The 16,610-nt window shown below is 70.0% G+C and carries 18 protein-coding genes; 11 read left to right on the top strand and 7 right to left on the bottom strand.

Going from position 1 to position 16,610, the window contains the following annotated elements; all coding sequences use genetic code 11:
• The first annotated feature begins 57 nt into the window (after positions 1-57).
• Entirely contained in the window at positions 58-495 is a 438-nt protein-coding gene (locus tag ABR738_RS01065; protein WP_350228024.1) for a hypothetical protein, read from the top strand.
• A gap of 137 nt (positions 496-632) precedes the next feature.
• Complete coding sequence (locus ABR738_RS01060) at positions 633-893, top strand: hypothetical protein (RefSeq protein WP_350228023.1); 261 nt, start codon at positions 633-635, stop codon at positions 891-893.
• 978 nt (positions 894-1,871) lie between these two features.
• Here the strand turns inward: ABR738_RS01060 and ABR738_RS01055 are convergent.
• Together ABR738_RS01055 and ABR738_RS01050 are read right to left on the bottom strand one after the other, a co-directional pair.
• Positions 1,872-2,483, bottom strand: a complete 612-nt coding sequence (locus tag ABR738_RS01055) for a hypothetical protein (protein ID WP_350228022.1) — start codon at positions 2,481-2,483, stop codon at positions 1,872-1,874.
• Positions 2,480-5,140 (bottom strand): ATP/GTP-binding protein, encoded by a 2,661-nt coding sequence (locus ABR738_RS01050; protein ID WP_350228021.1) that lies wholly within the window; start codon positions 5,138-5,140, stop codon positions 2,480-2,482. Before ABR738_RS01050 ends, ABR738_RS01055 begins: the two co-directional genes overlap by 4 nt.
• Positions 5,141-5,359: 219 nt before the next feature.
• Here ABR738_RS01050 and ABR738_RS01045 point away from each other — a divergent pair, with 219 nt between their 5' ends.
• Positions 5,360-5,605: a hypothetical protein gene (locus ABR738_RS01045; RefSeq protein ID WP_350228020.1), complete on the top strand. Its 246-nt coding sequence runs from the start codon at positions 5,360-5,362 to the stop codon at positions 5,603-5,605.
• On the opposite strand, the gene ABR738_RS01040 is transcribed toward ABR738_RS01045, so the two are convergent.
• The gene (locus tag ABR738_RS01040) at positions 5,569-7,425 is read right to left on the bottom strand and encodes a zeta toxin family protein (protein WP_350228019.1); all 1,857 of its coding nucleotides are present in this window, start codon (positions 7,423-7,425) and stop codon (positions 5,569-5,571) included. The genes ABR738_RS01045 and ABR738_RS01040 overlap by 37 nt on opposite strands.
• A 101-nt stretch (positions 7,426-7,526) precedes the next feature.
• On the opposite strand from ABR738_RS01040, the gene tap reads away from it, so the two are divergent.
• The 4 genes from tap (at position 7,527) to tpg (ABR738_RS01020) (ending at position 11,350) form a co-directional block, all read left to right on the top strand.
• Positions 7,527-9,743 (top strand): telomere-associated protein Tap, encoded by a 2,217-nt coding sequence (gene tap, locus ABR738_RS01035; protein ID WP_350228018.1) that lies wholly within the window; start codon positions 7,527-7,529, stop codon positions 9,741-9,743.
• Between the two features lie 8 nt (positions 9,744-9,751).
• The gene (tpg, locus tag ABR738_RS01030) at positions 9,752-10,315 is read left to right on the top strand and encodes a telomere-protecting terminal protein Tpg (RefSeq protein ID WP_350228017.1); all 564 of its coding nucleotides are present in this window, start codon (positions 9,752-9,754) and stop codon (positions 10,313-10,315) included.
• A 106-nt stretch (positions 10,316-10,421) separates the two neighbouring features.
• Complete coding sequence (locus tag ABR738_RS01025) at positions 10,422-10,709, top strand: hypothetical protein (protein WP_350228016.1); 288 nt, start codon at positions 10,422-10,424, stop codon at positions 10,707-10,709.
• A gap of 53 nt (positions 10,710-10,762) precedes the next feature.
• On the top strand, positions 10,763-11,350 hold the full coding sequence (tpg, locus tag ABR738_RS01020) for a telomere-protecting terminal protein Tpg (RefSeq protein ID WP_350228015.1): 588 nt from the start codon (positions 10,763-10,765) through the stop codon (positions 11,348-11,350).
• 344 nt (positions 11,351-11,694) lie between these two features.
• On the opposite strand, the gene ABR738_RS01015 is transcribed toward tpg (ABR738_RS01020), so the two are convergent.
• A complete protein-coding gene (locus tag ABR738_RS01015) occupies positions 11,695-11,985 on the bottom strand; it encodes a hypothetical protein (RefSeq protein WP_350228014.1) in 291 nt (96 codons plus the stop codon).
• A 103-nt stretch (positions 11,986-12,088) separates the two neighbouring features.
• Positions 12,089-12,241 carry a hypothetical protein gene (locus ABR738_RS01010; RefSeq protein ID WP_350228013.1) on the bottom strand — a complete coding sequence of 51 codons (153 nt, stop codon included), beginning with the start codon at positions 12,239-12,241 and terminating at the stop codon, positions 12,089-12,091.
• A 36-nt stretch (positions 12,242-12,277) separates the two neighbouring features.
• On the opposite strand from ABR738_RS01010, the gene ABR738_RS01005 reads away from it, so the two are divergent.
• From ABR738_RS01005 to ABR738_RS00990, 4 genes are all read left to right on the top strand, one after another.
• Positions 12,278-12,535: a hypothetical protein gene (locus tag ABR738_RS01005; RefSeq protein WP_350228012.1), complete on the top strand. Its 258-nt coding sequence runs from the start codon at positions 12,278-12,280 to the stop codon at positions 12,533-12,535.
• 293 nt (positions 12,536-12,828) lie between these two features.
• Complete coding sequence (locus ABR738_RS01000; RefSeq protein ID WP_350228011.1) at positions 12,829-13,062, top strand: hypothetical protein; 234 nt, start codon at positions 12,829-12,831, stop codon at positions 13,060-13,062.
• On the top strand, positions 13,062-13,334 hold the full coding sequence (locus ABR738_RS00995; protein ID WP_350228010.1) for a hypothetical protein: 273 nt from the start codon (positions 13,062-13,064) through the stop codon (positions 13,332-13,334). The genes ABR738_RS01000 and ABR738_RS00995 overlap by 1 nt, the downstream gene beginning before the upstream one ends.
• Positions 13,335-13,611: 277 nt before the next feature.
• A complete protein-coding gene (locus ABR738_RS00990; RefSeq protein ID WP_350228009.1) occupies positions 13,612-13,986 on the top strand; it encodes a hypothetical protein in 375 nt (124 codons plus the stop codon).
• Positions 13,987-14,237: 251 nt separating this feature from the next.
• Here ABR738_RS00990 and ABR738_RS00985 read toward each other — a convergent pair whose 3' ends face one another.
• Both ABR738_RS00985 and ABR738_RS00980 read right to left on the bottom strand, forming a co-directional pair.
• Positions 14,238-14,627 carry a helix-turn-helix domain-containing protein gene (locus tag ABR738_RS00985; protein ID WP_350228144.1) on the bottom strand — a complete coding sequence of 130 codons (390 nt, stop codon included), beginning with the start codon at positions 14,625-14,627 and terminating at the stop codon, positions 14,238-14,240.
• A gap of 81 nt (positions 14,628-14,708) precedes the next feature.
• Positions 14,709-15,191 (bottom strand): hypothetical protein, encoded by a 483-nt coding sequence (locus ABR738_RS00980; RefSeq protein WP_350228008.1) that lies wholly within the window; start codon positions 15,189-15,191, stop codon positions 14,709-14,711.
• Positions 15,192-16,610: the final 1,419 nt, after the last annotated feature.

Here is a 16,610-nt window from a genome sequence, read left to right as displayed (position 1 = left end):
TGGTTTCGCGGCGAATGCCGCCGCCTGCCCCTTGATGCTGGCCTACCGTGCGGTGCCATGGACTTTGAGCTGACTGACGATGAGCACCTACGGGCACTGGCCGCGCTGGAGGCCGTCGTCGGAGACAACGACGATGCCCTCGCGGTCCTGGCGGGCGGCGCCGGCGAGCGACCACTCCCAATGCTGCTCGCCGCCTACGGACAGCACACGCTCCACCGCATCCTGATCGCCGCATTCGGCATCGACGCCACCATGGACCGCGACGAAACGGGTCGGCTGGTCGCAGAGATCAACAGTGATCCGATGGCCCGCATCGTCTTCGTCCTGACCGACGCCCTGCACAATCAGGCCGTTCCTGCCGGCAGCGACCCCGCCACCGCGAAGCTGATCGCCCGGTCCATCCTCCTGGCGATCCACGCCTTCACCGACGCCGACGACCAGGACGCCCTGGCCTTGCTGCGCGCACTGCGCAACGAGATCCTCCATGCCGGGTGAACGGAACCGCTCAACGTGTGGCACAGGACAGCCCGTCCTGCAGCAGGAGGCGATAGGGGACAGCGGTCGTATGGGACGGGCGCGGTAATGTGGGGGTCTTCTTATCTGCGGTTTCGTGATCTGGCAGGAGTACCCGCGTGCCCGAGGACCCCATCGCCCACAGCGAGATCGCTGCCCTGACCCGGCGCCACGAGCTGGCCCAGGACCAGAATGTCCGCGAGTTCGGGATCATCAAGAGCGAGCTCACCACGCTCCAGCTCAAGGTCAGCAACCTCGACCAGAAGGTCGACAACTTGACGAGCACGGTCAGCGGTCTGGAGCAGAAGATCGACCAGAGCCAGGCACAGATCATCGCCCTGCTCACCGAGCTTGTCGGCCGGCGCCCCGACGCCAGCTAGTCCTCCCCGATGAGCGCGCCGCGCCGCCGCCCGCTGGGTGCCGGCCGAGACCTCCCTGAGCCACCGCCCCGAGACCCTCGCACTCTCTCCGCCGCCGAACGGGCCGCGGGGAGCACCTGGGTGGAGGCGCCCGTCACCGCGCCGCCTTCCACACGGACCGGCCGGCGCCGCCTCGGAATGGGTCCTGTAGATCCTGGGGGCTGATGACGGCCGGTCCTATTTGGTTCCTCCAGGAGCGCCTGTTGAACAACGCTCCTTGACCGTGGTGGGTAGCTGCCGGTATTGGGGCCCCTGGGCTCATGCGGTCCCCAGGTGACGCGGGAGCCGCTGACGTGCAATAGGAACGCTCGTGCAATGCATGCAACCCCACGTGTGTGTTACGGGCGTGGCGGGTCACTCAGTGTCGGGGTCGGTGTCGCTCGGGTGGACTCCGGTGATCTCCCATTCCAGCATCCGCATCCGCTCGACCTCCCGGCGTGCGAAGGCGACCAGTCCGGCGTCGAACTCGTGGTCAGGACCGATGTCCGCGGCATTGAAGTAGGCGTCGATCCGGCTCGTGTCGCCCGTCGCGACGAAATGGCGGCACGCGAGCCCGTACTTGATCCGGGCGGCGCTGATGTCGGGGCAGTGCGCGATCAGCGCCAGTGCGGCGTCATTGTCGTCCAGGTGGGCCGGAGCGTGGTCAGGTAGAGGGCGCCGAGGTCCTGCTCGTAAGGGTGGGTCATACGCGGTTCAACGCCGGACCGGGGAGGAAGGCCATCACCCATGTCGGCGTCTCCTGCCGCCGTAGCTCCTCGCTCGGCCCCGGTGGGGCTGTCCCGCCGGGGCCGCCGGTGGAAGACTGCGGACCGTGTCTGGTTCGCTAGAAATCCGAACGGGCCACCCGCGTAGCGGGATTCACTGAAAGTGGTGCGAGTGGAAGTCACGCTCGCCACCTTCGCCGAGAATCGGACACATGTCCGCGGGCCCGGGTGGAGGTCAGTCTTTCGCAGTGAGGTAGTGCTGTTCGACAGCGCGTACACGCTGCTGCTCCCGGCCGTGACGGAATTGCTGGATGAGGCAGTGCAGCGCACCGACGGCGATGACTACGAGCGCGGCGGTCAGCGCGTGGCCGTTGGTCTGCGCCACCGTGGTCTGCGGTTCGGCCGCAGTCATCTGCTGGCGGTGGCCCAGGGCGCGTACGGCCGCGATGGCTATCCACAGCAGCATGGTCGCGAAGGCGGCGGTGAGCCATAGGGCGGCCACGGTGCTGGTGCGCAGGAGGCGGCGGGCGACGGGCAGGCCGAGGCCGGCGCGGATCGTGCGTGTCGCGGTGTCAGCCCGCCGGGTGGCAACGGATCTGGCGATGTAGCAGGCTCCGCTCGCCAGGAGCAGGGCTGTGCTGGCCGCGCCGGTGACGCTGGAGCCGACGTGGAGCAGCCCCAGCGTTCCTATCGTGGGAAACACCATGACGAGCAGGGTGAGAGACAGGGCGTCCCACTGTCCGGCTCGGAGCTGGTCGGCGCCGCGGCGCCATTTCTTCCAGCATCTCCAGGCGACGGCGGCCGTCACGCCCCAGCATGCCAGCGTGTAGAGGGCCATGGCGATCACGGGCGGCTGCCCCTTTCCAGAAGGTCTTGCCGGGTGGTGACGAGCCGTCGCCAGCTCGTGCGGGCGGCGTCAGGTCCGCCCAGCCAGCGGACGGTAGAGCCGGGCGGCCGGGGGAGAGCGGCGACGAAGTGCGCGATATCGGTGAAGTAGGCGAAGTCGCCGCTGGCCGTGAGGGTGTGGAGGCGGTCGATGGTCGCGCCCAGGGCCTGAGTGTCGTTGTCGACGGCATGGTGGAAGGCGAGGGCCAGTTCCAGGAACCGCTGGAGGTAGGGCAGTCCGGCCGCTTCGATGCCGGCGCGCAGCTGCTCGGCGCGGTCGGTGACACCGGCGGTTCCGGCATCCTTGATCAGGGCGGCGATGTGGGCCAGGAGGCGGTTGGCTCGCTGGTCGAGGCCGTCCAGGAGCTGGTGGGCGAGGGCGAGTTCGTCATCGGCGCGCTGCGGGTCGGCGAAGGAGAGCGCCAGCGCGATGCGGACCTGGAGCATGGCGCGTTCCCCGACGGCTCCGTGCTGCTCCGCTTCCACGCGGCCGGCATCGAAGGCTTCGACGGCCTGGGTGGTGTCGGCGTGGGACCAGTGGACGTCGCCCAGGACACGGTGGTGGCGGCCTTCCCAGCCCAGCGCGGGAACCGCGGCCAGAGCGGCGGGAAAGTCGCCGGCGAGGCGCGCCAGATTGGCCAGGGCCCGAAGAGCCTTTGGGGCGAGGCGCCCGTCGGCATCGGCAACGTGCTGCATGCCGGTGCGGGCGTCGTCGTTGCGGGCGAGATCTTTGTGCGCCTTCGCCCGGTAGTACCAGGCCATTTCGGTGAGTTCGGCGGGCAGCAGCCCGGTGTCGAGGACGGCCGTGAGGCGGTCGGCGGTGTGCTGACGGTGCTCGTGCTGGCGGCGGGTGATCGCGGACAGGAGCTCGGCCAGGGCGTCGGCGGGCGTGTCCAGCCCGGGATCACCAGCGCCCTGCGACGGGTCGCGGGCGGGTGGGGAGAGGGGCTCCCACACGGAGTCGTCGGTGTAGGCGAAGGCGGCGTCGGTGAGCCAGCCCAGGTCGCTGAGGCGGTGTTCCCGGGCCAGGCGCAGGCCTTGGCGCAGGCAGGCCACCAGCAGGGGCCGGCTGATGCCGGGGCTTGTTGCGGTGGTGGCCCACTGGTTGCCGAGGGCGGCCAGGGCGCGGGTGGCGGCCTGCTGCCAGTCGGCGTCGGTCCACCGGTCGTCACCGTGGTCGTCGGTGCGGACATCCGCACGGATGGCGCGGTGCAGGTGGTAGGGCCACAGGGCGTAGGGGTTCTCGGTGACGAGGGGCCGTTCGATCAGGCGCCGGGCAGGGGCCTGGTGGGTCAGGCCGGCGGCTTGGGTGGCCAGGTCCAGGTCGAAGGCATCGAGGAGCGATATCGAGCGCAGCAGGTGCCGTTCCTCGGGGGTGAGGTCGGACAGGACGCGGGCCAGGAGGGCGGGGAAGGCGTGGTCGAAGTCCGGGGGGAGGGGTTCGCGGGTGCGGCGGATTTCCAGGAACCGGCCGACCGCGAGGTCCAGGTGGAGCGGGAGTCCGTGGGACCGGGCGGTGATCGCGGCCCGGATGCCGGGGCTGATGAGGGGCTGCCCGCCGTGGATGAGGCGGCGGGCGAGGTAGTTGTCGCAGTCCTCGGGGGAGAGGTCGCCGATCAGGTGCTGGCGGCTGCCGGGACCGTCGGTAAGGCCGGGCCAGGCGGCGGGGCCGGTCCAGTCGAGCTGCCCGTGCAGTGCGGGATCTGCCCACGGCAGGCGGGAGCGGCCGCTGATGACGAAGTACGCGTTGGGAAGGAGCCACACCAGGCGCTGCAGGAGGCGTTCGAAGTCGCGGTGGCGGTCGGCGGTGTCCTCGAAGGTGTCCAGCAGGACCACCGGCGTGACCCGCTTCTTCGCGGGCAGGTGGGCCAGGTCCCAGGCCAGCAGGTGCGGGTAGTAGGACAGGGCTTCGAGGTCGGGGGTGGCCTCCAGCAGGGCCGCGGTCCGCGTGGCGCCGGCCAGGGCCTGGGCGCGTTCGCGGCGCTCGCGCAGCGCCTGGACCAGGGCGCCGGTGACCTGCTGGGCTGCCGAGCCGACCAGACCGGGAAGCTGGAGCGCGCCGGCGACCTCGCCGACCGCGCCCTGGAGCTGACCGGGCAGCAGCGTGGAGACCTTGCCCATCAGGCCGGTGCGCCGCACGTATTCGTCCAACGGCTCACCGGGGTGCGTGTGTTCCCAGTACTGGCGCAGAGCCACGTCGAAGGCGGGCAGCGGGCGTCCGAGTGTCCCGGCGAGCGCGAGGCGGATCGACAGGACGACCCGCTCGAAGTCGGAGCCGGTCGACGCGGAGTGGGCCAGGTCGATCCGGACCGGCAGCAGACGGGCCGTCCAGACCGGGGCGCCCCACTGGGCGGGCCGCTGCTCAGCGCTGGTGAGCGCGGCCTCGATCTTGCGCAGGAGGGTCGATTTGCCGACGCCGCCCACCCCGTGAAAGACGGTCAGGTTGGTGCGGGGTGCCTCAAGGTCCTCCACGTTGAAGGACGGCTCGGCCACCCGGCGCAGGTGCTCCTGCAGTCCGGTGGCCACGCGTTCCCATTGCGCCTGCCGGTTGGTGAACGCCTCATCGACGTCGAAGCCGGACGGGTTGTTGGAGCTGAACAGCGCGCGAAGGTCGGCCATCGGTCCCCCCTGATGATCAATGAGGACCAACCTATGCCGCACGGTGTCGCGTCGGCATCCCCCGCCCGGATCCGACCGGGAGCGGCCGTTGACGGGCCGGATCCTGCCTCGCCCGGTCGCGGCCTTCGCCGCTCCTTGCCTCAGTACGGCCCGGGGCCGCAGGGTCCTGGGGCCAGAGACAATGGCGCCTCATGACCCCAATACCCCAAGGACACCCTTTTGTCTGAGCACGTGAACCCCGAGGCCGTGGAACACCTGGCACAGGACGTCATCAATCTGTACACGGAGCAGCTCATGAAGGAGCGGCGCGCACCTGTGCCCGACCCCGAGCGTATGGAGCGTCTCAAAGCGGAGCTGGCCGCGTGCGCTGCCGATCAGCAGGCCCTGGAAGACGCCGGCCCCGCCGAGGTGGACGAGATCGCTGCCCGCTACGCCGCCCGCGCCCAAGAGCTCAAAGGCCAGTAGCCAGGGCCCTGTTGGACCGGCACGGGCAGGGCCGCCGCGGTGATGGTCGAGGCCAGGATGCGCGGCTGTAGGTGGGCAGGCATCAGCGGCCAGGCGAGGGCTGCGATCTCGACCAGATCCGCCCGGTACTGCGGAAGCTCGCGCTGCACCGTGTGCAGGGTGGTGAGGAACTCTGCCGCCTCGGTTGCCATATAGGGCCGGTGCTGGGCCGCCACCAGCGCGTCCCCGGCCCGGGACCGGGCTGCCCACGCGCCGCCAGCCGTACGCTCATTGCGGTAGCTGGCAGTCAGGTCCCGACGGATGACCGAGATGGAGCTGACAGTGCCAGGTTCCCGCTCGGCCGCGCGGACGGCGTCGACGACCACGTTGAAGGTGACGTCGTGGGCCGCGCTCGCGGTGAACCGGGGGTTCACGCCCAGGCGCGCCAGGCTGGCGCACCGGGTCGCGGTGCCCAGCCGGCTGTCCGCGGCACGCACTCCCAGCACGATCAGCTCAACGCGGCGGCCCGCGCGGTGGTCGCGGCGTGCGCTGGCGAGGAAATGCTCGACGCTGTCCGGCGCGATCTCAATGAGCAGATCGCCGCGGCGCTGGCGCACCCGGTCTTCGGCCATCTCCTGCCATGCCCGGTAGTCGGGCCTGATCCGGGCCGAGGCCGTGCGCGGATGCTCGGCCAGGAGCTGGCGGTAGTCGGGGTGCAGTGCCTTGAACATGCCGCCCTCGATCCGGGTGGGCCGGCGGTGGCGCAGCGCACGGCGCAGCATCCGCGCGGTGTACGTCTTTCCCGCGCCTTGCGGGCCCATGACGTACAGCGTCACCGGCTGGTCCTGAGCGGTGATGTTGCTCAGGTACATAGGGACGATCAGCTCGTTGAAGACAAAGTCATGTTCGTCGGCGGACAGCCGGTGGTAGTCGATGCCGGGTGGCACCGTGAGGGGCTGGGCGATGCGGCGTACCGGCTCGGCCAGCGCATGGGCACGCTCCAGCCCTCCGACCGCCGCGAGGCGCCGCTCCGGAGAGCTCTCCAGCGGGTGCGCCCTGTGTTCGACGCTGGCGGCCTGGCGGCGGAACTGCCAGGTCTCTGGAGCCGTCCACGGCCGGGCCAGTTCCGCCGCATGCGCCCGGTCAGCGCCCATCGAGGACCGCCAAGTGCCGTCCTCGGCCAGCTCGTTGCCGTACAGCACCGTCAGGTCGCGTCGCACCACCATAATCCGGTCGGCGAGGTGCTCGGCCTCGATGACCGCAAGCGACTGCGGCAAGCCACTGACGCACCGGTCGAGGTTGTCCCACGAGATGTACCGGCCGGTGCCTTCCTCGCTGGCCAGGTACCGGTCCAGAGTGCTGAGCTGGAGTACGGCGTGTGCTTCGGCCACGACCACGATCTCGACGCGGTAGCCGGCTGCCCGGTAGGCGAGGGCCATCGCCCGGGCCTCGTCCGGGTCGGCCAACGGGGTTTCCACCACTGCGTCGAACCGGTTGTGCCGCACGAAGGCCTCGACCTCGGCCTGCCAGCGCAGGACATCCGGCCGGACGCGTACACCAGCGGTGCGCTCGTCGGCGTTCAGGAGAGCGGCGTACTGGGGGTGAGCTGTTTTGTAGAGGTCACGGCCGACCAACACCGCCCCGCCCCGCCGGTTGAGGACTGCCATCAGCAGGGCGCAGAGCGTGGACTTGCCACTGCCCGGCGGCCCAGCAACCACCAGCACCACCGGCTGCTCCTGGGAGACAGCGTCCTTGGTCCAGGTCGGCAAAATCTCAGACGCCAGGATCGCGTTGTGCCGCTCATGGCCCAGGACAACCGGTTCGACATCCCTGTCTCCCATCGCAACTCCCATCCCTCGAACACCTATCGTACGGCATTTGTACGGTAAAAGGGCGCGAATTTTACGGTCCATGGGGTAGGGTCTGCGTCAGGAGGTGTTCCATGTCCGAGATGTTCGACGCGGTCGACGCGCTGGTCGCGTCCCGCTCTGCTCTGCCGTCGGCGGAGGAGCGCAAGCGGCTGCGGGTCGCGCACGGTCTGACGCTGGACGACGTCGCCGGCGCCCTGAAGGTGCGCCGGGCCACGGTGTCGGCCTGGGAGTCGACGAAGAAGTTGACCGAGCCGCGCGGCCCGGAGCGTGAGGCGTACGCGCGACTGCTCAAGCAGCTCGCGGAGCTCTACCCGGCCCCGGTGCCCGCCACGTTCACCGGCGCACCCGCACCGGCGGAAGCCCGGACCGTGTCCGCAGGGGAGGCGTCCGAGGCAGCGCCCATGAGTGCAACCGAGAACACCCAGACCCCTGCCCCCGCCCCTGCTGCTCCGGCGGCCGCGCCGCGTCCGGCGAGCACCGCCAGGAGCACGTCGACGTCGCGCCGTCCCGGTGCGAAGAAGGCGGCCGCGGCCAACACCCCGGCGGGTGGCACCGACCCGCGGTTCGAGAACGGTCCGCTGGCGGTCGTCGATGTCGAGGACGGGAAGGTGCTGGCGTACTGCATCGGCGGCCTGGTCCTGGACGTGCCCGCCAAGTCCCTGCCGTCCCTGGTCGACTGGACTCTCAAGGAGGCCAAGCTCGGGCAGCCGAAGCTGTCCGGGCCGGGCAGGCCGGCCGACCCGCTGATCGTGCTCACCGAGGCCGCGTGCGAGCGCTACGGCCTCCCGGTGGCCCTCACCGAACAGGAGCGGATCGCCGGGCGGATCCCGGAGGGCCACAAGGTCATCAAGCAGCTGACCCGCGCCGACTGGCAGCTCACCAAGCGGGGTTTCGGGCCGTGGGCGCGGATCTACCGCCCCGCCAAGGGCTCCGACCGCCAGTGCGTGCAGTTGTGCATCCCTTCGTGGAACGCGCTGGACGCCCGGTTCTGGGGCGCCGCCGCTCAGCTTCCGCCGGCGGAGCTCGCCCGAGTGCTGGGCGCGTACGCGTCGAGGGTGATGACGCCGCGCGGCTCCACCGCCGTCACCGGCCTCGAGCTCATGACCGCCCTGCACCCGCCGACCCACGCCGTGCGGGACGAGGAGACCGGCGTTCTGCGGCGGGCCGACGAGAAGACGCCCGGCTCCCTGGGCGTGGACCCGGTGGACTGCGCGCCGTGCGAGGCCCCCGACGGGCACCCGCTCCTCAAGGACCTGCCGCGCTTCCACGTCCGCAGCCCCGGCGAGAAGCTGTTCGAGGAGGCGTACGACTGGGCGCGCCCGCTCACCGACGCCGAATGCATGCGCAGTCACCTCGTGGGGCTGGACGTCAACATGGCGTTCGCCGCCGGAGCGAACGGGCTGGTCGTCGGCCTGGGCGAGCCGACGCACGTCACGAACCCGGTGTTCGACCCGAAGCTGCCCGGCTCGTGGCTGGTGGACCTGAGCCACGTTGACCTCTCCAGGGTGAAGGCCGGGAAGGAGTGGGTGGAGCTGGACGGTGCGCTGCTGCCTTCCCCGTTCACGCCGAAGGGCGACCGTCCGACGGGTCCGGCCTGGTACGCGACGCCGACCGTGGCCTACGCCCAGGAGCTCGGGTACGACGTGACGCCGACCGAGGCGTACGTGCGGTACGAGAACGGCCGTTACCTGGACGGCTGGTACACGCGGCTGCGCGACGCCTACCTGACCACGATGGCCGACCTCGGTGTCGACGCCGACCTCTCCCCGCAGGACTTCCTCGCGGCGATGGACGGCTACAAGGGCCGCGACCCGGAGATGGCGATCGTCGTGGGCGCGGTCAAGGCGACGGTGAAGGGCGGGCTGGGGAAGCTGCGCGAGCGGCCCCGCGGCGAGGGCTGGACGTCCGGTGAGCGGTGGCGGGCCCTGGAGCGTCCGACGTGGCGGCCCGACATCCGCGCGGCGGTCATCTCCCGCACCCGGATTAACCTGCACCGCAAGATCGTCAAGCATGCGGCGTTCACGGGGCAGTACCCGGTGGCGATCCTGTCCGACTGCGTCGTCTACGCGGCCGACGGACCGAGCCCGCTGGACTTCCTGCCCTACCGCGAGGGCAAGCCGCTGCCGGGCGGCTTCAAGCTCGGGGTCAACCCGGGCCTGGTGAAGCATGAGGGCACGCAGACCACGCTGTGGGGTGAGGGCGTCCGGGAGCAGTTCCAGGCACCTGAGCTCAACCTGGCCCGGTACATCAAGGACGGCACCGTCACCGACAAGGACAGCGGGGAGTAGGGAGCGCGATGAACAAGGAGTTCGGGGACGGCCTGAACCAGGCCGTGGCGAAGGCGTTCACCCGCCCCGCGCCGAAGTCGGCCGGCGCGCAGATGCGCTACCTGGTCAAGCAGTACAAGGGCACCAAGGCGGTGGCCCAGATGCTGCGGGTCTCCCAGCGCACCGTCGAGCGGTACGTGAAGGACCAGATCAAGAAGCCCCGCCCGGACCTCGCCGCGCGCCTGGAGCGCGAGGTGAAGGCCCGGTGGCAGCCGCAGATCCGGGCCAAGGCCAAGGAGAAGGCAGCGACGACCGGCGGCATCGTCATCGACGTCCACGCCCGCCTCGGCTACGCCGGAGCGCCGATGGACTCCACTGACGAGGACCGTATCCGGCACCTCACCGTCGCCCTCCCGCCCCAGCACGCGGCCCGTCTCTTCGACGCCCAGGAGCAGGGCGCCACCGAAGACCGGCTGCGCGAACTCACCGCCGAAGCACTCAAGGAGGTCTACTTCCAGGACAGCGGCCGCCGCGCCGGCTCCCTCCAGGAAGTGCAGATCAACGACGTGCTCGACTTGGGGTTCCAGCTGTAGGCCGTATCCCGAACAAACCGTGAGCGCCGGACCGTCATCCGGGGCTCACGGCATTCCGGGGGCACGGCGAACTTCTCGCCGGTGGCACGCCCTCTACGCTGAGGCGATGGAGCTGAATACCCACGAGCGGGCCCTGCTGCACGCCGTCTCCCAGGCGCCTGCCCCGGCTGCGATGTCCACGTTCTTCCCCGCCCTCAACCGGGCTGTCCCGCCCGAGGTGCACGCCCCCGAGGACGACCCGGTCCGCCTGGCGTGGGCAGAGGAGCAGTTCGCGCTCTACGGGGCGTCGGTCTCGCTGTGGCAGAAGAACCTGGTGCGGGTCGTCCAGCCGGCCAACGGTGAGCGGCCGGACCTGGTCGAGGCCACGGACGCAGGACGCACCGCGCTGGCCTGAGCCGCCCGAACGCCTGGCCTCTGTCCACAGGTTCCGCGCCCGAGCATGCGGACATGACCCAAGAACACGAGCAGCCGGCCGCCGCGCGGGGCAAGGTCCTGGACGCCTTGGCCCGCGCGGAACGCGCTGTCTTCACCCGGAAGATCCCGCAGTCCGCCAAGGCTAAAGTCGAATTCCTCCTCACGCGCACGAAGGCTTCGACCAAGGAGCTCGCCGAGCGTCTGGGCACCTCCCGGCGCACGGTGGAGCGCTACCGTGTCGGGAAGCTGAAGACCCCACAGAAGAAGCTCCAGGAAGCCCTGGTGAGGGAAACCGAATCCGAGTGGCAACCGCAGGTCAGGGCGCAGGCGAGGGAGCGCGCGGCCACCTCCGGCGGGATGTGGGTGGAGTGCGAGGCGTACTTCGGGTTCACCGCGAACGGCAGCTCGGACGACGGCCGTGTGCGGTACATCAGCACACCGATCTCACCCACGTACGTGGCTCAGATCCTTGCCGCCCGGGACGATGGCGCGACGGAGGAAGATCTTCAACCCATCGTCGCGGAGGCCATAACGGAGTCGTATTTCACCGAGTGGGGCACGCGCGCACAGGGCTTGCGCGCCGATTTCACATCGGTCAGATACATCAATCTGTCGTTTTAGCAGTGGCCAATCCCCGCCTTCTATATACCTGGGGTCCGGCCCGCCGACGGAGCGCTCTGGCGGCGGGCCGGACCCCTTTTCCGCAATGAAATAGCGAGGCCCCCGGATGAATACTCCCGCACCCCGGCGACCGCGCCGCCCTCTCCCCGGCAGCCCCGCGCCCGCCCCGGTCGACCAGGCGAAGGTGGGCCGCGGCTCGGTGCGCCGCCGCGCCCGGGGCATGACGCACACGGAGGCCGCGGCCGCGCTCGAGGACGCCCGCTTCAAGGCCCGGCAGGACTCCCGGCACGAGGACCTAGCGAACGACGAGCGCGGGCCGGCGGAGCTCGCGGAGTGGGCGCGCATCACGCAGCTGCTCGCCGGGACCGACGACGTGTACGACCCGCGGGGCGACGTCGTCGGTCCCGGCCGAGCTCGCCGCCGACGCCGCGGCCGCCGCCGTCCGGGAAGCCGAGCTGCGCGAAGCGATGCGGATCGCGGCCCGCGCCGACGAGCTCCAGGCGCTGCGCGAGCTCGGCACGCTGGAGCAGACCGAGCCCCGCGACGGCGACGAAGCCGTCCGGAACGAACTCACCCGGCGAGCCGGCGGCTACATCCAGGGCGACGTCGACGCCTCTCGCGCACGCCCTGGCCACGCACCTCGGGCACTACCGCGACCCCGCCGCCCGAGAGGAAGCCGCCGGCCTTCTGACGCCTCCGGTCCTCGCGCACGCCGCGCTGCTCACCGAACTCGCCCGCCTAGTCCCCGGCGCCGACGTCGGCGAGCTGGCGTTCGCGGCCCGGATCGCCACCACCGAGCCCGAAGCCGCCGGCGCCCTCGCCGCGTTCCTCGCCCGCGCCCGCTCGTAGCGCCGCACTCGCGGCCCGCTCCGGGCGCGTTCTGGGGATCACCCGCCGCGCCTGGCACAGGCCGGACATCATGAGGGCGTGGCCGACAACACCCTGCACCTGAAGTACGAACAGATCGACCTGCGCACGGCGAACCTGTCCGGTGCCCTGATGAGGCTCTCGGACAGGCTCCGGGCCTTCTGTGACGGAAGAGTTCTGTACAGCGGTGACGAACTGTCCGGCAGGGCGCAGGACCTGGCCCAGGAGATGAACGCGATCGTGGCGCGATGCGCCGCGCTGGACGCGATGCGTCAGGCCTACCGTGACCTGGTGCCGGACGTTCCGGAAGATGACTGAGCAGCCTTCGCCGCCGGACGCCGCCGCGATCACCGAGGGTGGCTGTCACGCTGTCACGCTCGGGGTGTAGTCGCACCCCTGATCCGGCTGTCACGCTGAGGTGTCACGCTGCCGATTTGGCCCGCAACCACGGTGCCAACCCCCGAATCCCGACCTCGCGCCGAACAGCGTGACACCCCTCCCGCCCCGACTACGGTCCGTATCCGCTGCCGGATTCCGCCGGAGTGGCCCCTGCCCCTTCCCCCCGGCGATACCGTGGTGAGACACGCCAGTTCTGCCTTCTGGAGTCCTCGATGAGCGAACAGCCGACCCCCGCCGACACCGCCGCCCGGCAGCTGGAGCCCGCGGCCGCCGACGCGGTGCGCGCGTACGCGGCCAAGACCCGCGCCGACGCCGACCGGTTCGCCGCCGTCCTGGAGGACATCGCCACCAACGGCCTGCCCGACCCCGAGCAGTGCACCCCGTGGGAGGAGCTGCGCGAGGCCCACCTCACCCGCCTCGCCGCCCAGCGCCCGGCCGTCGCCTGATGACCCCGCAGCACGGCCCGCGCCGCGCCCGGATCGCCTTCTCCGACTCCGCCGCCAAGCAGCTGGAGAACATCACCAGCGAGGCGGACATCCACGCCCTGGACCGCGCCCTGGTCGTCGTCTCCGTCGACCCCGATATCGGCGAGCCGATCCCGGGCACCGCCGCCGGCCCCCGGTTGCGCCAGTACGCCGACGACATCGAGCGCGTCCGGATTTTGTACTGGGTTTCGGTTTTGCAGACCGTGGTCGTGGTCGCCTTCATCGAGGTGTAGCAGCCGCCCGCTGCCCTTGCACTGCCCCTGGTGCTGCCCGTGCTCCTGGTCGTGCTGCACGACTGCGCAAAGGTGGCTCCGAAGGCAGCGCAGGGCAGCGCAGCGCAGCATTCGCACGGTCCAGTCAGCGGGCGGGTGCTGCACGTGCAGCAGGACCGTCTCACCGTGCAGCGAGGTCTTGCAGCAGCGCCACCGGCATCGCACGGCCTGAGACCCTTCGCGGAGCTCGGCATCGAGTTCCCCTACCGGGCGCCACAGCCCTGGTAGGACAGGGCTTATGAACAGCGTCAAGCGCCGCCGCGCCCATGCCGCGCTCCAACACACGGTCAACGCTCTCGAGGGCACATCCTGGAGTAAGTCCATCGGTGAGCGAGGTTTCCGCCTGAGCGTTGGCCTCGAAGGTGATGTGCTCAGCGTCTCCCCGCGCTCGACCATCCCTGGCCCGTCCGTACCCCAGGTGTACTGCCGGTATCCAGAGGACCAGCGCCTCCAGCGCGTCAGGACCCACATGGCTTGCCTTCGCGGCGATCTGCTTTCGATCGGTCTCGACTTTGCGGATCCATTCCCAGATGCCCTGCAGAAGATCGTGAACGGCCAGCCGGTTACTGTCGCTGAGTACAAGCCATCACGTGTCCCTTCGCACGCATCGTGAGGTCGTCCGCGCTGAGTAGGCCGCCTGCTCTTGTTCTGGAGAACCAGAACAAACCGGTTTACCTGGTGCTACCGCCTACTTGCTGCCCGCGCTACGCCAGCCGAGCTGATGGCGATCGGTTTGGCCCTGTATGGGGGGGACCTTTGTCCACCCAGACGGGGACCTTCGGTGTCGGTGTCGACACCGGGAACGCGACGGCGCCGCACCCGTGGAGGGCGCAGCGCCGATGTCTGTACGAAGGGCCGGCCGGGTCAGCCGACGGCGTGCAGCGAACCGCGCCTCTTGGCGGCCGCGGCCTTCTTGGCAGCGGCGGCGGCCGCCCGCTTCTTGCGCTGCTCGGCGAGCTGGTCCTGATAGGCGGCGACAGCCCGGTGGTAGTCCGCAACGTAGGTCTTGCTGTCCAGCCGGTCCGCCTTGGGCATCGTCTTGACGGCGTCCAGGGCGTCTTCGGGGGTGTTGTAGCCGGCCAGCATCGGGTTGATCTGGTAGGCGCCGTTGCGGACCTTCTTGACGAGCTTGGCCAGCTCCAGCTCCCGCAGCGCGGCGTTCACGCTGGGACGGCTGAGCCCAAGCAACTCACCGAGGGTGGCCTGATCCATCGAGATGTGACCGCCGGCCTCGCTGCGCGCCCGGAGCTTCAGTAGCGCACGATAGGCGGCAGGCGGCAGGTCCAGGTCCGCGAGAAGACCGTCGGCATCTGGTCGCCGACCACTTCAAGGTACTCACTGGGCTGATCCCTCCTCCTGGCGCTGCGCACGGGCCACCCGGCGTGCAGCGCGGTCCTCGGCCCGCTTCTTCCGCAGTTCCTCGATCGCCTCGCGCATGTGCTCCAGCGACGGAAACCGCACCAGATCCGGCAGACTCTCGTCCCTACGGATCTTCGCGATCATCTTGTCCTGGTCGACCTGCACGTACTCAGCCTCGACCAGCTCCGTGCCCGGGATGAACTCCGCTACACGGTACGAGTAGGGCGGGTTGAACTGGTAGACACCGCGGCGCACCTTGAAGACGATGCCATGGCCCATGATCTCCTGGAGCGCCTCGTTGATCTTCGCGCGGGGCACGTCCAGAACCGTCGCCATCTCCTCCTGCGTCAGCCGGATCTGCCCGCCGGCCTTCTGGCATGCGATCAGCAGCAGGATCAGCCGCAGCGGCAGGGCTTCGCGGAAGTACTGCGCGATCTGGAAGAACTCCAGCGAGTCCATGGAGAACGCCTTGGGCGCTCCGGGGTGTCGTAGAACTCCATCGGCTTGCGCTCGCTGCTGAGCGAGAGCTTCCGGCGGGGGTAGCGGCGAGCGACCGAGTCGAGGTCCTCAACCGGCTCAACCGGCTTGGACCACGCCTGGATCTCCTCACCGAGGGGCAGCTCCGTGCGCCGCAGTGCGCGCTTTGGTGCGGGACGACGGCGCTGTGGCTCGGGTGACACGAGGCTGCTCTCCACTCCGCTGATCTTGACGCCAGCAGTACTGTCAGCGAGGGCCTGACGAATATGTCGGCCTCGCTGACATTCCGGCGTGTTGTGTCCCCCCAGGGGGGACAGATCTCCCCCTGCATGCGACGACAGACCCGCTCGACGGAACGGCGTCGCGAACGTCGGCCTGGCTAACGTTTCGAGCCCAAAACTGTCGGCCTGGCTGACATTCGGCCTGCGATGTGACTACTCAGGAGGTACACATCGCAGTCGTTGTGTACCTCCTGGGTGACAGATCGCCGAATGCGCAGGCCGCTGACCAGGGGGTTCTTGATCTGCGTAAGTATTAGGTGGCTGAGGTCGACCCGCAGGCGCCGGCCGGACCCCTCGTCGGCTGAGGCAGCTTCGCATACCGGCACGTGGCCCCGCGCAGACCGTAGGCGGCATCAGCGGCGCTGAGTCTCGGTGATGCCGACCGTGACGAACAAGCACCAGGAGGAGGGGCCGGCCTCCGTGGCGGGTTCCGCCGCCCAGGCCCGAGGGGCCGTTCGGCTCCGGCACCTCCGCACGCCGGAATTCACACTTTCCGATTTCTGAGGTACCGTTTTGTGGCTCGGGTCCGGAACTCCTCAATTCGTGATTCCTCGCGTGATTGGGTAAAATGCGGCATGACGTTTATCCAAAGGCGTGCCCCGCCCATGACGCGGGGGTGTCCGTGCTTCCGCCAACGGTACATGCTGCATCAACCCGATGTATGCGCTCCACTCGACCCACACGACGGCGAGACCCCCACCCCTCACAGCCAGGCCGGCCCGCGCCAGCGGGCCCCAAGGGACTAGAGGCGCAGCCGGAAGGACCGTCGCGGGAAACGCAGCAAGCGCCCAAGCACCCCGCGCTCCCCAAGCCCGCACTGGAGGCCCGACTAGCCGCACCTGGCACCCCATCACCGGCCGCGCACCGCGCGGCCAGCCGGGCGCGCAGCGGCCGGCCCCACTGCCTCCAGGAGCGCAGCGGAGGAGACGTCCGCGCTCCGCGTGGGCGAAGGGAGCGCAGCGACCGCGCCCCTTGCACATCGCAGCGATGTGGGATTACTCGCTCCGCGTGGGCGAAGGGAGCGCAGCGACCGCGCCCCTTGCACATCGCGCAGCGATGTGGTACCCGCTCCGCGGGAGGTGCAGCCGTCTCTGGGAGATGGATTAACCTTAGCGATACG

Origin of the sequence: Streptomyces sp. Edi4, from assembly GCF_040253615.1 — a bacterium.
GTDB lineage: Bacteria > Actinomycetota > Actinomycetes > Streptomycetales > Streptomycetaceae > Streptomyces.
Note: the sequence above shows the minus strand (reverse complement) of the source record. Positions and strands in the feature narration are given on the sequence as shown.

Bases quoted from the DNA above. Each gene is read 5' to 3' on its own strand.
- tpg (WP_350228017.1), top strand. From the start codon at position 9,752: ATGAACAAGGAGTTCGGGGACGGCCTGAACCAGGCCGTGGCGAAGGCG.
- ABR738_RS00990 (WP_350228009.1), top strand. From the start codon at position 13,612: ATGAACAGCGTCAAGCGCCGCCGCGCCCATGCCGCGCTCCAACACACG.
- ABR738_RS01025 (WP_350228016.1), top strand. From the start codon at position 10,422: ATGGAGCTGAATACCCACGAGCGGGCCCTGCTGCACGCCGTCTCCCAG.
- ABR738_RS01050 (WP_350228021.1), bottom strand. From the start codon at position 5,140: ATGGCCGACCTTCGCGCGCTGTTCAGCTCCAACAACCCGTCCGGCTTC.
- ABR738_RS01040 (WP_350228019.1), bottom strand. From the start codon at position 7,425: ATGGGAGACAGGGATGTCGAACCGGTTGTCCTGGGCCATGAGCGGCAC.
- ABR738_RS00980 (WP_350228008.1), bottom strand. From the start codon at position 15,191: ATGGACTCGCTGGAGTTCTTCCAGATCGCGCAGTACTTCCGCGAAGCC.
- tpg (WP_350228015.1), top strand. From the start codon at position 10,763: ATGACCCAAGAACACGAGCAGCCGGCCGCCGCGCGGGGCAAGGTCCTG.
- ABR738_RS00995 (WP_350228010.1), top strand. From the start codon at position 13,062: ATGACCCCGCAGCACGGCCCGCGCCGCGCCCGGATCGCCTTCTCCGAC.
- ABR738_RS01065 (WP_350228024.1), top strand. From the start codon at position 58: ATGGACTTTGAGCTGACTGACGATGAGCACCTACGGGCACTGGCCGCG.
- tap (WP_350228018.1), top strand. From the start codon at position 7,527: ATGTCCGAGATGTTCGACGCGGTCGACGCGCTGGTCGCGTCCCGCTCT.
- ABR738_RS01000 (WP_350228011.1), top strand. From the start codon at position 12,829: ATGAGCGAACAGCCGACCCCCGCCGACACCGCCGCCCGGCAGCTGGAG.